Genomic DNA, 17,658 nt, shown 5'->3' on the forward strand with positions numbered 1-17,658 from the left:
CGTAGTCTGCAGAGGCTGTCCGGATTCGCGTGACGGAATCGAGAGCGCCATGGAACGCAATGCGTCCGAGCTGGAATTTCATCAGGTGTTCGAACGCATCACCGATGCGTATGTGGCGCTGGATCGGGATTGGCGCTGCACTTGCGCGAACGCGAAAGCATGCGAACTGTTTGGTCGCTCCGCCGAAGAATTGATGGGCCGGCATCTGTGGAGCGAGTTCCCCGGCGGTCATGACGGGGCTTTCCAGCGGGCGTGCGAACAGGCGATGGCCGAACAGCAGTCCGTGCAGGTGGAAGCGTGGTACCCGCCGCACAAACGCTGGCTCGAAAACCGCATCTATCCGTCGACGGATGGATTGACCCTCTATCTTCTCGACATCACCGAGCGCAAGCGGACCGAACAGACACTGCTGCAGCACCAGCGGATGTTGTCGCAGGCGCAGCAGGTGGCGCATATCGGCAGCTGGGACTGGGATATTGTCAATAATCAGGTGACCTGGTCGGCCGAGTTGTACCGCATCTACGGCGTGGAGCCCGAACGGCATGCCGCGACCTTCGAGGCTTACCTGGCTCTGGTGCATTCGCAGGATCGCCAGCGCGTGCGACAGACCATCGAGCAGGCCTTGCGAAGCCACCAGCCATTCGAATTCGAGGAGCGCATCGTGCGTGCCGATGGCTCGGTGCGCACGATGTTGAGTCGTGGCGCCGTGGATCTGGATGAGTCCGGCCGGGCCATCCACATGATGGGGGCGTGTCAGGACATCACCGAACGTCATCGCACCGAGCAGCTTGAGGCAGGCCAGCACGAAATCCTGGCTGGCATTGCCGGCCAACACCCGCTCGCGCAAAGCCTGGCGCAGATCGCGCGCCTTCATGAAGCGATGAACCCGGATGCACTGTGCTCGATCCTGTTGCTGGATGAAAGCCGCCGGCACGTCATCGACGGCGCCGCGCCAAGCCTCCCGACGGAATACAACCAGGCGTTGAATGGTCTGGAGGTGGGTGAAGCGCAGGGCTCCTGCGGCACCGCCGCATGGCGCCGTGAACGGGTGGTGGTGGCCGACATCGCCACCCATCCGTATTGGGAGAACTTCAAGTCGCTGGCGCTGGTGCACGGACTGAAAGCGTGTTGGTCGACGCCCGTGTTCGATGGCAGCGGCCAGGTGCTGGGTACCTTTGCGGTGTACTTTCGCGAGCCGCGCGAACCCCGGCCCGAGGAGCTCTACAGCATCGACCGGATGTTGCCGATCACCGCCATCGCGATCGAAAGCGAACAGCGGAATCGTCGCCTGCGTGAGCGCAATCGGTTCTTCGACATGTCGATGGAAATCTTCTGCATCGTCGACCCGAAGTCGCAGCGGCTGGTGCAGTTCAATCCCTCGCTGCCACGCGTGACCGGCTACTCCGCCGAGGCATTGAAGTCGCACAGTTATCGCGACTTCCTGCGGCTGGAAAGTGATGTATTCGATGTCGATCCGATGTCGCAACTCGATGCTGCCGGCCAGCGGATACATGATTTCGTCACTCGCTGCATCTGCTCCAACGGCAGCGAGCGTCAGCTGGAGTGGGCGTCGTTCATCGCCCAGGACGACCTCGTTTATGCCGTGGCGCGCGATATCACCGACCGCCGACGCATCGAAGCGGAGCTGGCCTATGCATCCAGTCATGATCCGGTCACCGGCTTGCCGCATCACCTGTTGCTGGAGCACGCGCTGGCGGAAATCCTGCGTCACACGGTCGTCCCGGCGTCGGTGCTGGTCATCGGGCTGGACCGCTTCCAGTTGGTCAATGCCTCGGTCGGTCACCCCACCGGCGACGACGTATTGCAGCGCCTCGCCATTCGGCTGCAATTTGCGCTGGGTGGGCGGGGGCGGATCTCCCGATTTGCGGGCGACGAATTCGTGGTGACGGTCGCCGGGTTGTCCCCTGTCGGCGTGCAGGAACTGGCCGAACGTCTGCGCGCCGCCGTGGCCGAACCCATCGAGGGTCACGATTACCGCCTGCTGCTGACCGCCAGCGTCGGCATCAGCCATTCGCCCGAGCACGGCAGCGATGCGAAGATCCTGCTGCGGCGTGCGGAAGCGGCGATGCATCAGGCCAAGAAGGAGGGGCGTGATCGCGCGTGCGAATTTTCACCGATGCAAATGCAGAAGCTGGAGGACAGTCTGCTGCTGGGCAACCACCTGCGCGATGCCGTCCGGCTGGGCGAGCTGACGCTTCATTATCAACCGCAGCACGGGGCTGTCAGTCGTCGGCTGACCGGTTTCGAGGCGCTGCTGCGCTGGAACAGCCAGCAGCTTGGAGAGGTGCCTCCGGATCGCTTCATTCCGATCGCCGAGGCGCTCGGCCTGATGCCGGAGATCGGAGAGTGGGTACTCGACGCCGCGTGCCGACAGATGCGCGAATGGCTGGATCGCGGCCATCGCAATTTCACCGTCGCGGTGAATGTTTCGGCCCAGCAGCTGCAGCGTCCGGGCTTGGTCGCGCAGGTGGCTGGCGCACTCCAGCGTTACGTGGTGCCGCCGGCCATGCTGGACATCGAGATCACCGAGAGTTCGTTCATGGAGAACGTGTGGCGCGTGCAACGCACGCTGGCCGAATTGAAGGCGCTGGGCATCGGGCTGTCGCTGGACGACTTCGGTACCGGCTATTCCAGCCTGGCTTACCTCAAGCAATTCCCGATCGACAAGCTGAAGATCGACCAGAGCTTCATTCGCGGCCTGCCGGATGACTCCGCCGACGCCGCGATCGTGCGCACCATCATCACCGTGGCCCACGAGTTGCACATGAGCGTCGCGGCCGAAGGCGTGGCGACGGCAACACAGGCGGATTTCCTCGTGGCTGCAGGCTGCGACGAGTTGCAGGGATATCACCTTGATCCCGGTCTGCCCGCCGCCGAGGCGGAAGCACGACTGGCTGCCGCGCACGTCTAGCCGCTCAGGCAGTACACGTACGTGTGTCAGGCACGGTTGCTGGATCATCAAGCCAGTGCGAAACGATGGCTTGGCCTGCCCTGGCAGCCAAGGGTCGGGATGCAAGTACCCGCGAGCGGGCACCGGAGCAACGTCTCTTAACCGGTGGCTTCGCCTGTTTCGTCCGGCTGCGCCAGATCCTTCAGCAGCTGGAAGATCTCGCGGTAAGCCTTCGGCGGCTTGTTGGGTGTGTCCTTCTCCACCCGGGCCTGACGCACCAGCGACCGCAGATGCTGGCGGTCGACGTGCGGGTGTTCGGTGATCAGTTCGGACAACGCGTTCTCGTCCTCGGCGATCAGGCGGTCGCGCATCGCTTCGAGGCGATGCATGGCGGCGGTTTCCTGGCGCTGCTTTTCGCGGTTCTCACCCAGTTCGGCCCGCACGGCGGCGAAATCGGCGTCGTCGTAGCGACGCATGACCTTGGCCAGGAAGGCGAGCTGACGCTTCTTGGCGCCATGCGAGGGCGTGCGGCGGGTGATGTCGATTTCGTGGCGCACGTCGTCGGGCAACGGCAATTTGGCCAGGCGGCTGGGTTGCAGATCGACCAGTTGCTGCGCGAGCACCAGCACGGCCAATGCATCGCGGCGCTTCTGGGTGCGGCTGGGGCCGTAGTCCGCCTCGTCGAGTTCGTGTTGGTTGCGGCTGCGGCTCGGGCTCACGATTTCATTCCAGAATTAAAGGTGGATCAGGTGTGTGGCTTGCCGCGGCCCGGCGCACCTTCGGCAAGTGCTGCGTCGACTGGTGCCGGATCGGCCTGCTCCAGCGCGAAGCGGAGCAGTGGCTCGCCATCCAGTTCGACGGTTTCGCAAAACATGGTTGCCGGGCGCACCCACAGCCCAAAGTCACCGTAGAGCGCCTGGTAGACCACCAGCGGCTCCATCGTTTCGCTGTGTCGTGCGGTACCCAGCACGCGGTAGCGCTGACCCTTGTAATGACGATAAATGCCGGCGGCAGGTTGCATGGACGTGCTCCGCAGCTCTTTCAATTCGCGTTGACGCCCCCAGTTCGGGAGCCGGCGGTCGCGAACCGCTTATTCTACCTGCCAAATACTCAGGAATGCCCAACGTGAGCGAAGTTGCCATCAGCCAGACGCCGGACCGCAGTGAACAGGAACTCGAACGCCTGGCCGATCTTGCCGGCGACGTGATCCGCCGCGCGCGGTCCGCCGGCGCCAGCCAGGCCGAGGTGGCGGCCAGCATCAGTAGCGGACTGAGCGTGAATGTACGGCTGGGTGAGGTGGAGACGGTCGAGCACACGCGCGACCGGGGCTTCGGACTCACCGTCTATTTCGGCGGGCGCAAGGGGTCGGCCAGTACCGCGGATCTCCATCCCGATTCGATCCAGGCGACCATCGATCAAGCCTGCGCTATTGCCCGCTTCACCGAGGAGGATCCCGCCGCCGGGCTGGCCGATGCCGCGCGCATGGCCACGTCATTCCCGGATCTGGACCTGTGGCATCCATGGTCGATTGACACGGCGCAGGCGATCGAGCTGGGTATCGCGATCGAGGACGCCGGTCGCGCCCATGCGGGCATCACCAATTCCGACGGTGCCAGCGTGCAGGCCGGGCAGGGCGTGTCGGTATATGCGAATTCGCATGGGTTTGTCGGGGTCGAGCGGGGCACCCGACATTCGCTGTCGTTGGCGCTGATCGCCGGTGACGACGAGGGCATGCAGCGCGATTACTGGTACGACAGCGTGCGGGCCGCCGGCGATTTCATGAGTGCGCAGACCTTGGGCGACAAGGCGGCCGAACGCACGCTGGCGCGCATGGGCGCGCGGAGCCTGTCGACGCGGCAGTGTCCGGTGCTGTTTGTACCGGAACTGGCGCGCGGCTTGATCGGGCATTTGCTCGGTGCCGTCAGCGGCGGGTCGCTGTATCGTCAGGCCAGCTTCCTGCTCGACCATGTCGGCAAGCCGGTGATGCCGGCGTGGCTGAACATCAACGAACGCCCGCATCTTCCGCGTGGCCAGGGCTCGGCCAATTTCGACGCCGAGGGCGTGGCCACCGTGGACAGCGCGCTGATCGAAGGCGGCGTGCTGGCGCGCTACATGCTCAGCAGCTATTCGGCGCGCAAACTGGGGCTGTCCTCGACAGGCAATGCCGGTGGCATCCACAACCTGATCGTGGAGCCGGGCGCGGACGACGGTGCGCGTTCCGATTTTGACGGCATGCTGGCGCGTCTGGGCACCGGTCTGCTGCTGACCGAGGTGATGGGACAGGGCGTGTCCACGGTCACCGGCGATTATTCGCGTGGCGCTTCGGGCTTCTGGGTGGAGAACGGCAAGATCGCGTACCCGGTGGAAGGCATCACCATCGCGGCCAATCTGCGTGACATGTTCACCGGGATTGTTGCCGTGGGCAGCGATGTGGACGTCCGCTCGCACCTGCTCACCGGTTCCATCCTGCTCGACCGGATGACCGTCGCGGGCGAATGAGGCCGGGTCGGCCTCCATGTCGGAAGTCCACTCGGCAAAGCGTGCGGATGCTTGTTAGGATCAACGACACCGGCAATCGACCGGCGAGTCGTTGACGCAGGTTCCCCTTGCAAGGAGATGCTCATGAGCGTTCCACCCGAATCCGTCATCCCGCCCCCGCCGCCCACGCCCGTGGGGGGCGCTCCCTCCGCCGAGGAACGGCAGTGGGCCATGTTCGCCCATCTGTCCGCCTTGATCGGTGCACTTCTCACCGGCGCGCTCGGCGGCGGCTGGGGCTGTTTCATCGGTCCGCTGGTGATCTGGCTGATCAAGAAAGACACCATGCCGTTCGTCAGTGATCAGGGCAAGGAAGCGCTGAATTTCAACATCACCGTGGCCATCGCCTTCGTGGTCCTGTTCGTGTTGTCGATCATGACCCTGGGTATCGGCCTGATCATCGCGATCCCGCTGTGGGTCATCATCGGCATCGCGTGGCTGGTGCTGACCATCGTTGCCGCGATCAAGGCCAACGAGGGCGTGCTGTATCGCTACCCGTTCACCTTGCGACTGGTGAAATAAGGCCGCTGCAAGGCAACCAGAAGAAATGCGACCCTCGGGTCGCCTTTCTTTTTCAGTAGTGTCGATGCGCCGCGTACAGGGCCAGTTCGCGCAGGCCGGAGGCGTGTTCACCCAAGGGGGCGATCGCTGCCAGCGCGTTGTCGGTGAGTTCGCGCAAGCGCGTCCGTGAGGCGTCGAGGCCGATGATCGACGGAAAGGTGGGCTTGTCGGCGGCGGCATCCTTGCCGGCGGTCTTGCCGATCACCGCCGATTCGCCTTCCACATCCAGGATGTCGTCGCGTACCTGGAACGCCAGGCCGACGTCGTGGGCATAACGGTCCAGCGCCTGCAGAGCAGTCGCATCGGCGCCGGCGGCGAGCGCGCCCAGTTGCACCGACGCACGGATCAGCGCGCCGGTCTTGCAGGCGTGCATGTGTTCCAGTTCGTCCAGGCTCAATGACCGGCCGACGGCGGCGAGGTCGAGCGCCTGGCCGCCGGCCATGCCTTCCGCGCCACAGGCACGGCCCAGCGCATGCAGCATGGTGATTCCCGTGGCCGCATCGGTCTGTCGCAGACTGGCGCTGGCCAGCAGTTCGAAGGCCAGCGCCTGCAAGGCATCGCCGGCGAGGATCGCCATGGCCTCGCCAAAAACAATATGGCAGGTCGGGCGGCCACGGCGCAGGGCGTCGTCGTCCATGGCCGGAAGGTCGTCATGCACCAGCGAATAGGCGTGGATCAGTTCCACCGCACACGCCGGGGCGTCCAGGTGCGGACTATCGTGGCCCAGCGCCTGCGCAGCGGCGTAGACCAGCAGCGGACGCAGCCGCTTGCCGCCACCGAGCACCGCATAACGCATCGCGCGATGCAGTTCGGCAGGGGATTGCTCGGCCGCGGGCAGGTGACGATCCAGCGCCTGTTCGGCGCGCTGGATCAAGGACTGCAATGCGGGCCCGAGTTCGGCGTGATCAGAGTTCGGATTCAAACGGTTGGGCGCCGTCGGGGGCATCGGGATCGAGCAGCAGGCGCACGCGCAATTCGGCTTGTTCCAGCGATTGCTGGCAATGACGGAACAGTCCGATGCCGCGCTCGAACGAGGCCAGCGAGTCGTCGAGGCTCATGTCGCCGCCTTCCATCTTCGCGACCAGCTGTTCCAGCTCATCAAGCGAGTGTTCGAAGTCGGCCACGGGCGGGGTCTTGCTGGTTGCGGGAACGGTCTTGGCCATGGCCCGCAACGCTAACGCAGCAGGCCTCCGGAATCAATCGGCACGTCCTGTCGGATGCCGCGACGGTGAAGCAAAACCGATGACCATCACCGTCCCGGGCGCCAGCGCGGCACGCCGGCATGACGAAAAATTTCCATGCCGTGCTGGCTGACCCAGCGGTCAGCGACGGCAATCAATTCATGGCCGTCATACAGCATCGGACAGGCCTGGCGCTGCCACGGCGGCAGTTGTGCCTGCTGGAAAAGATCGCGCAACTCGCGCGTGTGCGGATCCCCATCGGGCTTGATCCGTTCGCCGCCACGGCGCAGTTGCACTCGCAGGGGGTGGACGAGCCGCGCAGCGGGGCCGCGCAGCGACAATTCGCCACCATCGGGCAAGGTCAGCGGCTCGCCATGCCAGTCGACCTGCCAGCCGTCGGGGAACTCCGGCGCGACGGGCAAGGCCCATAACCGCTGCTTCCAGATATGCAGTTCGGTGTCGTCCCAGCGCACGCAGGGCAGCCGGCCCGCACGCGCCGTGCATTGCTTTTCGATCTGCCGGCGCTGCGCCGTGGTGGGTGCGGTACGGCCCCGTGCATGCAGCCAGTGATCGAGCAGCGGCTCGCGCAGTGCGGGCGGCAGCGTCAGCCAGCCGGCGGCATCCAGGCTGCCAAGGATCGGATCATGCAGTTCGGCGAACGCGGCCAGCCACTGCGTGCGCAACGTGTCGGCCGCTGCGCGGCTGAGCGCAGCGCTGTGCAGGATCGAATCCGCCGCCTGCGGCCAGTAGCGGATCAGTGACGGCAGAATGTCATGACGCAGGCGGTTGCGCGCCAGCCGGGTGTCGGCATTGGATGGGTCATCGATGCAGTCCAGCCGATGGGATGCGACGTAGTCATGCAGTTGCTGCCGCGACAGGTCCAGCAAGGGGCGCCACAGCTGGCCGGCGCCGAACGGGCGCAGTACGCGCATGCCGCCCAGCCCGTCAGGGCCGGCGCCGCGCAGCAGTTTCAGCAACACGGTCTCGACCTGATCGTCGCGATGATGGGCGAACAGCAGGTATTCGCCTTCCTGCAATCTGGTGGCAAGGGCCGCATGCCGCGCCTCGCGCGCTTCCGCTTCCAGGCCGTTGCCACTGCCCCGTCGCACCTGCACGGGCAATAGCTCGCAGTTCACGTCGATCGAGCGGCAAAAGTCCTGGCACTGTGCGGCCCAGCGAGCGCTGTCGGCGTGCAGGCCGTGATCCACGTGCAGTGCGCGCAGACCGCGCGCCCGCACTTGCGTCAGCTGCGCCAGCGCATGCAGCATCGCGCTGGAATCGGGGCCGCCACTGAAGGCGACACAGAGTGGCGCCGGCGGGACGCTGGCAAGCGCAGCGAGCAGGTGCTGCTGCAGCGGGGGGGTCATGGTGAATGACTCATTTTTTCGCCGCGCGCTGGCGCACGTAGATGTGTTTGCCGTTGCCGATCTGGCGCTCCTCGGCGTCGAACAGGCCGATGCCCTTGATCAGCCCGCTGAGCTTGGCGTAGCCGTAGTTGCGCGAGTCGAAATCGGGTGACTGCTTGTTGACGATGCTGCCGATCGCGCCAAGCCCGGCCCAGCCGGTTTCGTCGGAGGCCGCTTCGATCGCGTGGCGCAACAGGTTCATCAGGTGGGTGTCGCCGCGCAGCTCCTTGGCCGTGCGCTGCTTCGGAGGGGCTTCGGTTTCGGCCGTGTTGGCCGACGCGTTGGCGAGCACCTCGGTATATATGAACTTGTCGCAGGCGGTGCGGAACGGCTCGGGCGTCTTGCGCTCGCCGAAGCCGTAGACGGTCCGCCCCGATTCGCGGATGCGTGAGGCGAGGCGGGTGAAGTCGCTGTCGCTGGAGACGATGCAGAAACCATCGAAACGCTCGGTATAAAGCAGGTCCATCGCGTCGATGATCATGGCCGAGTCGGTGGCGTTCTTGCCCACGGTGTAGCGAAATTGCTGGATCGGCTGGATCGAGTGACGCAGCAGCACTTCCTTCCAGCCGTTGAGATCGGGCTTGGTCCAGTCGCCGTAGATGCGCTTGACGTGGGCGGTGCCGTATTTGGCGATTTCCGCGAGCAGGCCTTCGACGATCGCCGGACGGGCGTTGTCGGCATCGATCAGGACGGCGAGTTTGTCGTGGGCCATGGCGGGCTCCGGCAGTCAGAAGGTGCTGCCGATGTTACCGCCAAGTGGATGAAGGTCGCGGTGGTGACCGCGGCCTTGCCTCATTCCTGATATGCGCCGTAACTGCGCAGGCGCTTGTAACGCTGTTCGAGCAGGTCCTTGACCGGCATCGCCTCAAGCTCGTCGAGCTGCTTCAGCAGCACGGCCTTCAGCCGGATCGCCATCGAGCGCGGGTTGCGATGGGCGCCACCCAGCGGCTCGCGCACCAGCTTGTCGATCAGGCCCAACTCCAGCAGGCGTGGCGCGGTCATGCCCAGTGCCTCGGCGGCGTCCTTCACCTTGTCGGCGCTCTTCCACAGGATCGAGGCGCAGCCTTCGGGCGAGATCACCGAATAGGTCGAGTACTGCAACATGTTGGTGCGGTCGCCCACGCCGATCGCCAGTGCGCCGCCGGAGCCGCCCTCGCCGATCACGGTGCACACGATCGGCACCTTCAGCTCGGCCATCTCCAGCAGGTTGCGCGCGATCGCCTCGCTCTGGCCGCGCTCCTCGGCACCGACGCCGGGGTAGGCTCCGGGGGTGTCGATCAAGGTGAGCAGGGGCAGGCCGAAGCGCTCGGCCATTTTCATCAGGCGCAGCGCCTTGCGGTAACCCTCGGGACGCGGCATGCCGAAATTGCGGCGTACCTTGGTCTTGGTGTCGCGGCCCTTCTGGTGACCGATGATCACCACCGGCCGCCCGTTGATGCGACCCAGACCGCCGACGATGGCCGCGTCCTCGGCATACATGCGGTCACCGGCAAGCTCGTGGAATTCCTCGCAGATGACGCCGATGTAATCGAGCGTGTACGGCCGCGCCGGATGGCGCGAAAGCTGGGTGGTCTGCCACGAGTTGAGGTTGCGGAAGATCTCGGCGGTCTTGATCTTCAGCTTCTCGCGCAGGCGCCCAACTTCGTCCTCGATGTTGAACGCCTGGCCATCACTGGCATGGCGAAGCTCTTCGATCTTCGCATCCAGTTCGGCAATGGGTTGTTCGAAATCGAGGAAGTTTGGGTTCATTCGCTGCAATTCATGGTACTGAAGCGGCTCAGTATACCGTCCCGCAGGAAAACGCGAGAACGCCGCCGTATGGCTGCACCGGCTGCCGGGTGCGGGCGATTGCGCTATCGTCCGGACACCCCAGACACTGCACGAGCTCGATCCGACCATGCCGATCAAACCGACCATCGACAACGCCAAGCTCGACCGCATCGTGGCGGAAGCGCGGCGCGCCGCCGAACAGCGTGAACTGGGCTACCGCGAACGCGCGCTGAAGATGTATCCGTGGATCTGCGGCCGCTGCGCCCGCGAGTTCACCCGTGCGAATCTGCAGGAACTGACCGTGCACCACCGTAACCACGATCACGATTTCAACCCGGCGGACGGCAGCAATTGGGAGCTGCTCTGCGTGTATTGCCACGACAACGAGCATTCGCGGCATATCGACCACGTGCGCGGCGGAGTGATGGCGGTGGAGGAAGCGCCGCCGGCTACCGGCAATCCATTCGCGGACCTGAAGGCGATGATGGAGCGCGGCAAACGGTAGGAGCGCGCTGGTGGGCGATGCTTCTGCTCGGATGCACGATGAACGATCACCTCAAGAGCATCGCCTGCCAGCGGGCTCCTGCGGATGGTGTGGCTCAATCCTGCTGTTTGACAATGCGCAGGCGGGCCGCCTGCACGCCGGGCAACGCACGCACTGCGCGCAGCAGTTCGGGAATGGCCTCGACGCGCCAGGCTTCACCCAGTTCGAGATCGGCTTGGGCACTGCGATTGCGGTAGCCGTGCAGGGTCACGCTGGCGCGGCCGCCACGGTAGCCAGACAACGTGTGTTGCAGTTGTTCGATGAAGTCAGGACCGATGCCATTCAATTTCAGTTGCAGCAGACGCGCGTGCTTGCGGCAGGCGTCCGCCAATGAAAGCGCGCTGCGCGCCCGCAACTGGAAGCCGCCGCCGGAGAAATCGTCGATGCGCAGACCGCCATCGACGATCAGCATCTGGTCCCGGGTAAGCAGGGGCGCCACCTGCTGGTAAAGCTCGCCGAAGAAGCTCACCTCGATGATGCCGCTGCCGTCTTCCAGGCGCACGAAAGCGTCGCTGTCCCCGCGCTTGCGCACGGCGGTGACCATGCCGGCCACGGTCCACGGCGTGTCGGGTCCGCGGCGGAAGCGATTGTTGTCGCCATCGTCGTTCTTGCGCGGCTTCGGTGGCTGGTAGCGGTCCACGATTTCGCCCAGCGGACAGGTCGACAGCTGCGCCAGTTCGTCTTTCCACGGATCGGTGGGGTGGCCCGACAGGTAGTGTCCGAGGGTGTCGCGCTCACCTTGCAGCTTCTGTTCCAGCGGCCATTCGGCCACGGTGGGAAGGTCGATCGTCACCACCGGCGTCGCGTTGCCCATCGCCGCGCCGAACATGTCGTTCTGGCCGGACTGGCGGTCGCGCAGATGCTGCTCGGCCGCCTTGATCGCGTTGGGCAACTGCAGCATCAGGCTGGCGCGGTTGGCCGCCAGTGCGTCCAGCGCGCCGGCCATGATCAGCGCTTCGAGCACGCGCCGGTTGAGCTTGGTCGGATCCACGCGCCGGCAGAAGTCGGCCAGGTCCGTGTACGGGCCGTGGGTCCGTTCGGCCACGATCGCCTCGCAGGCACCTTCGCCGACGCCCTTGATCGCGCCCAGTCCGTACTGGATGACCTTGGGCTCGATGGCGACGAACATGTACTGCGATGCATTGACGTTCGGTGGCTGCACGACGATGCCGATCGCGCGCGACTCGTCCAGGAAGGTCACCACCTTGTCGGTATTGTCCATGTCCGACGAGATCGTCGCGGCCATGAATTCGGCGGGGTAGTGCGCCTTCAGCCAGGCAGTCTGATAGGAAACCAGTGCGTAGGCGGCAGCGTGTGACTTGTTGAAGCCGTAGCCGGCGAATTTTTCCATCAGGTCGAAGATGGAATCGGCCTTCTCGCCGGTGAGGCCATCCTTAGCCGCGCCCTCGCGGAACTTGGCGCGTTCCTTCGCCATCTCCTCGAGCTTCTTCTTGCCCATCGCGCGGCGCAGCAGGTCGGCGCCGCCGAGCGAGTAACCGCCGACGATCTGCGCCATCTGCATGACCTGCTCCTGGTAGACCATGATGCCGTAGGTCTCTTTCAGGATCGGTTCGACGCGGGGATCGGGATATTCCACTTCCTCGCGGCCGTGTTTGCGCGCGACGAAGCTGGGAATCAGGTCCATCGGACCGGGGCGGTACAACGCCACCAGCGCGATGATGTCCTCGAAGCGGTCGGGCTTCGCATCCTTCAGCATGCGCTGCATGCCGGAGGATTCGAGCTGGAACACGGCGACGGTCTGCGCCTTTTTCAACAGGTCGTAAGGTTTGGGATCGTCCAGCGGCAGCTTGGAAATATCCAGCGCTTCCTCGCCTGACTTCGCGCGGCGCAGATTTATCGCCTTGACCGCCCAGTCGATGATGGTCAGCGTGCGCAGGCCCAGAAAGTCGAACTTGACCAGGCCGACCGCCTCGACGTCGTCCTTGTCGTACTGGGTCACCACGCCGCCGCCGCCGGCTTCGCAGTACAGCGGTGCGAAGTCGGTCAGCGGAGTCGGCGCAATCACCACGCCGCCGGCGTGCTTGCCGGCGTTGCGGGTGAGGTTTTCCAGGCTCAGCGCCAGGTCGATCAGCGCATGCGCGTCTTCGTCCTGCTCGTAGGTTTCGCAGAATTCCTTGACGACGCGATCAGGCTCTTTTTTCGATTTCTCGGAGCGGCCCAGCGCGTCGGACAGGGTGAGATCGAGCGGACGCGGTGGCACCATCTTGGCCAGCCGGTCGACCTGGCCGTAGGACATGCTGAGTACGCGACCGGAGTCGCGCAGCACGGCCTTGGCTGCCATCGAGCCGTAGGTGATGATCTGGCTGACCTTGTCGCGGCCGTACTTCTTCGCGACGTACTCGATCACCTCGTCACGGCGATCCATGCAGAAGTCGATGTCGAAATCGGGCATCGACACGCGTTCGGGATTCAGGAAGCGCTCGAACAACAGGTTGAACTGCAGCGGATCGAGATCGGTGATCTTCAGCGCCCAGGCGACCAGCGAGCCGGCACCGGAACCGCGCCCGGGGCCGACCGGAATGCCGTTCTGCTTGCCCCAGTTGATGAAGTCCGCAACGATCAGGAAGTAACCGGGAAACCCCATCTTGATGATGACGTCCAGCTCGCGTTCCAGGCGCGCGTCATAGTCGTCGCGGCTGTGGCCGGCAGCCAGTGGCGCGAGTGTCAGGCGTTCTTCCAGGCCCTGGCGCGACAGTTCACGGATGTGGCTGTTGAGATCGTAGCCTTCGGGCACCGGGAAGTCGGGCAGGAAGTACTCGCCGAACTTCAGTTCCAGGGTGCAGCGCTTGGCCAGTTCGACGGTGTTTTCCAATGCCTCGGGCAGGTCGGCGAACAGCGCCGCCATTTCCTCCGGCGTCTTCAGATACTGCTGGTCGCTGTACTCGCGGGGGCGCTTGGGATCGGCCAGCACGCGGCCCTGATTGATGCAGACACGTGCCTCGTGCGAGCTGAAGTCGTCCTGCTTGAGGAAGCGCACATCGTTGCTGGCCACCACGGGCAGCTGAAGCTCACTGGCCAGCGACAGCGCGGCGGCGTTCCAGTTTTCCTCACCGTCGCGACCGCAGCGGGTCAGTTCCAGATACAAGCGATCAGGGAAGAGACGGCTCAGTGGCTGGAGCCTGACCAGCGCCGATTCGTTGCCCTGGCCGATCGCCAACCGGGCGACCTCGCTGTCGCGACCGAGCAGAGCGATCAGGCCATGGGTCGCCGTGGCGGTGAGCCAGGTCGCATCGACCAGGGCGCGCCCGCTTTGCTGGCCTTCCTGCCATGCGCGCGATACCAGTCGCGACAGATTGAGGTAACCATCGCGGTCCTGACACAACAGCGTGAGCCGCCACGGACGCGGGTCGTCTGTTGATGAGATCCACAGGTCGCAGCCACCGATCGGCTTGATGCCGGCGGCGCTGCAGGCCTTGTAGAACTTCACCAGCGCGAACATGTTGCTGTCGTCGGTCAACGCCACCGCGGGGATACCATCGCGCACGCAAGCGGCGACCAGCGCCTTGATGCGGATGGTCGAGTCGACCAGCGAGTATTCGCTGTGCAGGTGAAGGTGGGTAAAGCGGACGGTCATGCAGATTTACGCGCTGAGTCCATGCAGGCTACCCGGCAGCCGAGGCAGCGGCAAGATTGACTTCCGCGCGGTTTGCACGAAACGTGCTGGCGCCTCGTGCAAGCCGCGCCTGATGCGTGGCGACGGCTGCCGTGGCCGCCGGCTGTTCGAGCAGCAGCGCGTTGATCTCGCCGACCAGCGTGTCCAGCATGTCCGCACCGTAGCCGACATGGATATGCGCGATGGTGCCGTCGCGATGCAGCATCACCATCACGGGAATGCCGCTGACCCCGTAGGGCTTTCCGATCTCGCCATCGCGATCCCAGGTGAGCAGCAGTTCCGGCAGGCTCCTGCGCAGCACGCGCGAGGTGCGCACAAAAGTGTCGCGATCCTCTCGATGATTGATCGCCACCACCTGCAGCGGCAGTCCGCGCTGCGTGGCCAGCGCCTGCAACTTGGCCAATACCGGGATTTCCTCCATGCAGTAACCGCACCAGGTGGCCCAGAAGCTGATCACCACGACCTTGCCACGCAGCGACGAAATGGTCACGTTCTCGCCGTGCTGCGTGGTGCCCAGGTTGTCCGGTGGCCTGTCGCGCGATTGAAGTGGTGGCATGCTGCCGGCAGTGGCGCTGCAGCAAAGCAGCAAGGCAAGCAGTGCTGTCGCGATTCTGCGCATGTGTGTCGCTCCCCCGAGTCAGTCGCCAGCGTAGCAACAGGCAGGGGAGCGAGGAAGCGGCAGCGCGGCATGGACCAATCGCCGGGAAGCCGCAGCTCAGCGGACGAAGAACCGCTCGTCCTTGTCGGTGGTGTTGAGATAGTGGTCCAGTGCCGGCACCCGCAATGGCTGCAGGTTGTAGTCGGCATGCGGCACGCGATTCTCGTCGACCTCGTCCGGTGTTGTGGCGGGACCTTCGATGAGCGCGGCGATGGGCAGCCTCGGCGCGGCTGGTTGGGTTTGCGGATGCATCATGACGGGACTCCTTCGATCTTGATGGTCGCGTATGAGTTCGCTGCTGAGCATACCGGCGAGTCAGGACGGGCCGGTGTGACTGGCGCATCCGTGCTGTGGGGCTTCCCTGGGACTAAGAATGCGCGCCCGCGAGGAAAAGTGGCATAGACGAATGGCCTAGCTGAATCAATCTCATCAGGATGTGCGATCAGAACAATCTCGCCTGATCCAGCAGCAGGCGTACCGGGGCGAAGCTGCGACGGTGCTGCGGGCAGGGCCCGAGCCGTCGCAGCGCTGCCAGATGTGCTGGCGTGGGATAGCCCTTGTGCACGGCGAAACCATAACCGGGATGCAGTTGTTCCATCGCCACCATGAGGCGATCACGACTGACTTTTGCCAGGATCGACGCGGCGCTGATCGCCGGTTCCAGCGCGTCACCGCCGACGATTGCGCGGCCAGGGCAGGGCAGGTCCTTGGGCAACTTGTTGCCGTCAACCCATGCTTCGTGTGCGCCAGGCGCGAGCCCGGCCACCGCCCGGCTCATGCCGGTCATGGTCGCCTGGAAGATGTTCAGGCGATCGATTTCGTCCGGCTCGACCAGCACGACGCACCAAGCCACCGCCCGCTCGATGATCAGCGGATAAAGGGTTTCCCGTTTTGCGTGGCCGAGTTTCTTCGAGTCGTTCAATCCGGCAATGGGACGATCCGGATGGAGGATCACGGCGGCGACCGCAAGCGGGCCGGCCAGCGGTCCGCGTCCGGCTTCGTCCACGCCGGCGACGAAAAAGCTGCCCGCCACCGGTGCGGCTCCCTCGCTGAGACGGGATCGGCACGGCGCGAGTACTTCGCTCACGAGTCGTGTGCCCCGGTGCCGACTGCTTTGGCGTCGATCAATTCGGCGATGGAAGCCGCAGCGCGGTCGCCGGCATGGCCATCCAGACCACCACGCAGTACCTGGTGCAGGTGTTCGAATGCTGCGACCACGGCGCCGCGTCGCTCACTGTCCTTGAACAGTGCCAGCGTGGCGGCGGCCAGCTTTTCCGCCGTGCAGTCGTCCTGCATGAGCTCCGGCACCAGCAGTCGGTCGCCCATGTCGATGCCGCTGGCGCGGGCGAGGATGTTCGGCAGCGAATAGACGTCGGTTTTCAACATTTTGAGTGCCCGCGCAATGCGGTAGCTCATCGGGGCCACCCGATAGCCCACGACCATCGGTCGCTTGGCCAGCATGGCTTCCAGCGTGGCGGTGCCTGATGCCAGCAAGACCACGTCGGCGGCAAGCATCGCCTCGTGTGCGTGACCGTCCAGCAGGATCGGCGGGTTCTCGCCCTGGGAGGCATGGGCGAGCAAGGCGCCGAGCTTCGCATGCACCTGGGCATTGGCGGCGGGAATCACCACACGCAAGCCGGGAATGGCTGCGGCTACGCGGGTGGCCGCCTCGATGAAGGGCTGACCCAGCCGAGCCACTTCGGACAGCCGACTGCCAGGCAACACGGCCAGCACCGGCGCCTGCTGTGGCAGTTGCAGCGCATCACGCGCACCCACACGGTCGGAGACCAGCGCGAAACGATCGGCCAGTGGATGACCCACGAAGCGCGCGTCGATGCCGTGCCTGGCGTAGATCGCCGGCTCCATCGGGAACAGGCAGAGCACACGATGGGCGCTGCGGCCGATCTTCTCGGCACGCTTTTCCCGCCATGCCCATACCGACGGGCTGACGTAATGGACCGTAAGCAAGCCGGCGGACTTCAACCGTTGCTCCACCCCGAGATTGAAGTCGGGTGCATCAATGCCGACCACCACGTCCGGCTTCTGCTCAAGCAAACGGGCAACAAGTGTCTTGCGCAGCCGCAGCAGTCGAGGCAGGTGGCTGATGACCTCGCTGAAGCCGAACAGCGACAGCTCGCGAATGTCATACCAGGACTCAAACCCCTCGCCCTGCATGCGGGCGCCGCCGATGCCGATGAAACGTGCCTGCGGATAACGCAGTCGCAAGGCGGCGATCAACTCGGCGCCCAGTTGGTCACCGGAATCCTCGCCGGCGAGGATGGCGATGGTGGGTGCGGCGGAGGCAGGGGGCAGGGATTCGGGATTCGGCACGATACTCACGGTTGACGAATGATTCGCACAGGATGACGGATCAGGGCCGACGGCGGATGAATTCGAGCTGGCTGGTACACGGCATCATCTGGATGGTGCCCGGCAATTCCCCGTCCCGGCAGGTGGT

16 protein-coding genes are annotated in these 17,658 nt (G+C 64.8%); 4 read left to right on the forward strand and 12 right to left on the reverse strand.

The genetic code is table 11. The annotated features are described in order from the left end of the window. Positions 1 to 49: 49 nt before the first annotated feature. Positions 50 to 2,932, forward strand: coding sequence for a GGDEF domain-containing phosphodiesterase (locus ACVWWQ_RS09930; protein ID WP_133947710.1), 2,883 nt, complete (start codon positions 50 to 52; stop codon positions 2,930 to 2,932). A 137-nt stretch (positions 2,933 to 3,069) separates the two neighbouring features. Here the strand turns inward: ACVWWQ_RS09930 and yjgA are convergent, their stop codons facing one another. After that, the gene (gene yjgA, locus ACVWWQ_RS09935) at positions 3,070 to 3,630 is read right to left on the reverse strand and encodes a ribosome biogenesis factor YjgA (RefSeq protein ID WP_133947708.1); all 561 of its coding nucleotides are present in this window, start codon (positions 3,628 to 3,630) and stop codon (positions 3,070 to 3,072) included. Positions 3,631 to 3,656: 26 nt separating this feature from the next. After that, positions 3,657 to 3,932: a DUF1653 domain-containing protein gene (locus ACVWWQ_RS09940; protein WP_133947706.1), complete on the reverse strand. Its 276-nt coding sequence runs from the start codon at positions 3,930 to 3,932 to the stop codon at positions 3,657 to 3,659. 95 nt (positions 3,933 to 4,027) lie between these two features. On the opposite strand from ACVWWQ_RS09940, the gene pmbA reads away from it, so the two are divergent. Both pmbA and ACVWWQ_RS09950 read left to right on the forward strand, forming a co-directional pair. Then, positions 4,028 to 5,410 (forward strand): metalloprotease PmbA, encoded by a 1,383-nt coding sequence (gene pmbA / locus ACVWWQ_RS09945; protein WP_457383378.1) that lies wholly within the window; start codon positions 4,028 to 4,030, stop codon positions 5,408 to 5,410. 123 nt (positions 5,411 to 5,533) lie between these two features. Then, positions 5,534 to 5,968, forward strand: a complete 435-nt coding sequence (locus tag ACVWWQ_RS09950) for a DUF4870 domain-containing protein (RefSeq protein ID WP_099653752.1) — start codon at positions 5,534 to 5,536, stop codon at positions 5,966 to 5,968. 52 nt (positions 5,969 to 6,020) lie between these two features. Here the strand turns inward: ACVWWQ_RS09950 and ispA are convergent, their stop codons facing one another. The 5 genes from ispA to ACVWWQ_RS09975 all read right to left on the reverse strand — a co-directional run bounded on the left by ispA (position 6,021) and on the right by ACVWWQ_RS09975 (position 10,343). Further along, positions 6,021 to 6,929, reverse strand: a complete 909-nt coding sequence (gene ispA / locus ACVWWQ_RS09955) for a (2E,6E)-farnesyl diphosphate synthase (RefSeq protein WP_133947702.1) — start codon at positions 6,927 to 6,929, stop codon at positions 6,021 to 6,023. Next, positions 6,913 to 7,170, reverse strand: a complete 258-nt coding sequence (locus tag ACVWWQ_RS09960; RefSeq protein ID WP_099653750.1) for an exodeoxyribonuclease VII small subunit — start codon at positions 7,168 to 7,170, stop codon at positions 6,913 to 6,915. The genes ispA and ACVWWQ_RS09960 overlap by 17 nt, the downstream gene beginning before the upstream one ends. Before the next feature lie 86 nt (positions 7,171 to 7,256). Then, a complete protein-coding gene (tilS, locus tag ACVWWQ_RS09965) occupies positions 7,257 to 8,555 on the reverse strand; it encodes a tRNA lysidine(34) synthetase TilS (RefSeq protein WP_133947700.1) in 1,299 nt (432 codons plus the stop codon). Positions 8,556 to 8,565: 10 nt separating this feature from the next. Next, positions 8,566 to 9,306, reverse strand: a complete 741-nt coding sequence (locus ACVWWQ_RS09970) for an NYN domain-containing protein (protein ID WP_133947698.1) — start codon at positions 9,304 to 9,306, stop codon at positions 8,566 to 8,568. Between the two features lie 80 nt (positions 9,307 to 9,386). Beyond that, positions 9,387 to 10,343 carry an acetyl-CoA carboxylase carboxyltransferase subunit alpha gene (locus ACVWWQ_RS09975; RefSeq protein ID WP_133947696.1) on the reverse strand — a complete coding sequence of 319 codons (957 nt, stop codon included), beginning with the start codon at positions 10,341 to 10,343 and terminating at the stop codon, positions 9,387 to 9,389. A 148-nt stretch (positions 10,344 to 10,491) separates the two neighbouring features. Here ACVWWQ_RS09975 and ACVWWQ_RS09980 point away from each other — a divergent pair, with 148 nt between their 5' ends. After that, the gene (locus ACVWWQ_RS09980) at positions 10,492 to 10,869 is read left to right on the forward strand and encodes a YajD family HNH nuclease (protein ID WP_099653745.1); all 378 of its coding nucleotides are present in this window, start codon (positions 10,492 to 10,494) and stop codon (positions 10,867 to 10,869) included. Positions 10,870 to 10,963: 94 nt separating this feature from the next. Here ACVWWQ_RS09980 and dnaE read toward each other — a convergent pair whose 3' ends face one another. From dnaE to lpxB, 5 genes are all read right to left on the reverse strand, one after another. Further along, a complete protein-coding gene (gene dnaE, locus ACVWWQ_RS09985) occupies positions 10,964 to 14,503 on the reverse strand; it encodes a DNA polymerase III subunit alpha (RefSeq protein ID WP_133947694.1) in 3,540 nt (1,179 codons plus the stop codon). A 28-nt stretch (positions 14,504 to 14,531) separates the two neighbouring features. Continuing rightward, entirely contained in the window at positions 14,532 to 15,161 is a 630-nt protein-coding gene (locus ACVWWQ_RS09990; protein WP_133947692.1) for a TlpA disulfide reductase family protein, read from the reverse strand. 96 nt (positions 15,162 to 15,257) lie between these two features. Next, entirely contained in the window at positions 15,258 to 15,455 is a 198-nt protein-coding gene (locus tag ACVWWQ_RS09995) for a hypothetical protein (RefSeq protein ID WP_133947690.1), read from the reverse strand. A gap of 187 nt (positions 15,456 to 15,642) precedes the next feature. Next, a complete protein-coding gene (gene rnhB / locus ACVWWQ_RS10000) occupies positions 15,643 to 16,233 on the reverse strand; it encodes a ribonuclease HII (RefSeq protein ID WP_133949273.1) in 591 nt (196 codons plus the stop codon). 50 nt (positions 16,234 to 16,283) lie between these two features. Continuing rightward, entirely contained in the window at positions 16,284 to 17,540 is a 1,257-nt protein-coding gene (gene lpxB / locus ACVWWQ_RS10005; RefSeq protein ID WP_208321572.1) for a lipid-A-disaccharide synthase, read from the reverse strand. Positions 17,541 to 17,658: the final 118 nt, after the last annotated feature.

This window comes from Rhodanobacter sp. TND4EL1 (assembly GCF_054061035.1).

Excerpts from the sequence above, each read along its gene's own strand:
- ACVWWQ_RS09950 (WP_099653752.1), top strand. The coding sequence starts at position 5,534 with ATGAGCGTTCCACCCGAATCCGTCATCCCGCCCCCGCCGCCCACGCCC.
- ACVWWQ_RS09930 (WP_133947710.1), top strand. The coding sequence starts at position 50 with ATGGAACGCAATGCGTCCGAGCTGGAATTTCATCAGGTGTTCGAACGC.
- ACVWWQ_RS09960 (WP_099653750.1), bottom strand. The coding sequence starts at position 7,170 with ATGGCCAAGACCGTTCCCGCAACCAGCAAGACCCCGCCCGTGGCCGAC.
- pmbA (WP_457383378.1), top strand. The coding sequence starts at position 4,028 with ATGCCCAACGTGAGCGAAGTTGCCATCAGCCAGACGCCGGACCGCAGT.
- ACVWWQ_RS09995 (WP_133947690.1), bottom strand. The coding sequence starts at position 15,455 with ATGATGCATCCGCAAACCCAACCAGCCGCGCCGAGGCTGCCCATCGCC.
- ACVWWQ_RS09990 (WP_133947692.1), bottom strand. The coding sequence starts at position 15,161 with ATGCGCAGAATCGCGACAGCACTGCTTGCCTTGCTGCTTTGCTGCAGC.
- tilS (WP_133947700.1), bottom strand. The coding sequence starts at position 8,555 with ATGACCCCCCCGCTGCAGCAGCACCTGCTCGCTGCGCTTGCCAGCGTC.
- dnaE (WP_133947694.1), bottom strand. The coding sequence starts at position 14,503 with ATGACCGTCCGCTTTACCCACCTTCACCTGCACAGCGAATACTCGCTG.
- ACVWWQ_RS09980 (WP_099653745.1), top strand. The coding sequence starts at position 10,492 with ATGCCGATCAAACCGACCATCGACAACGCCAAGCTCGACCGCATCGTG.
- ACVWWQ_RS09940 (WP_133947706.1), bottom strand. The coding sequence starts at position 3,932 with ATGCAACCTGCCGCCGGCATTTATCGTCATTACAAGGGTCAGCGCTAC.
- ACVWWQ_RS09975 (WP_133947696.1), bottom strand. The coding sequence starts at position 10,343 with ATGAACCCAAACTTCCTCGATTTCGAACAACCCATTGCCGAACTGGAT.
- ACVWWQ_RS09970 (WP_133947698.1), bottom strand. The coding sequence starts at position 9,306 with ATGGCCCACGACAAACTCGCCGTCCTGATCGATGCCGACAACGCCCGT.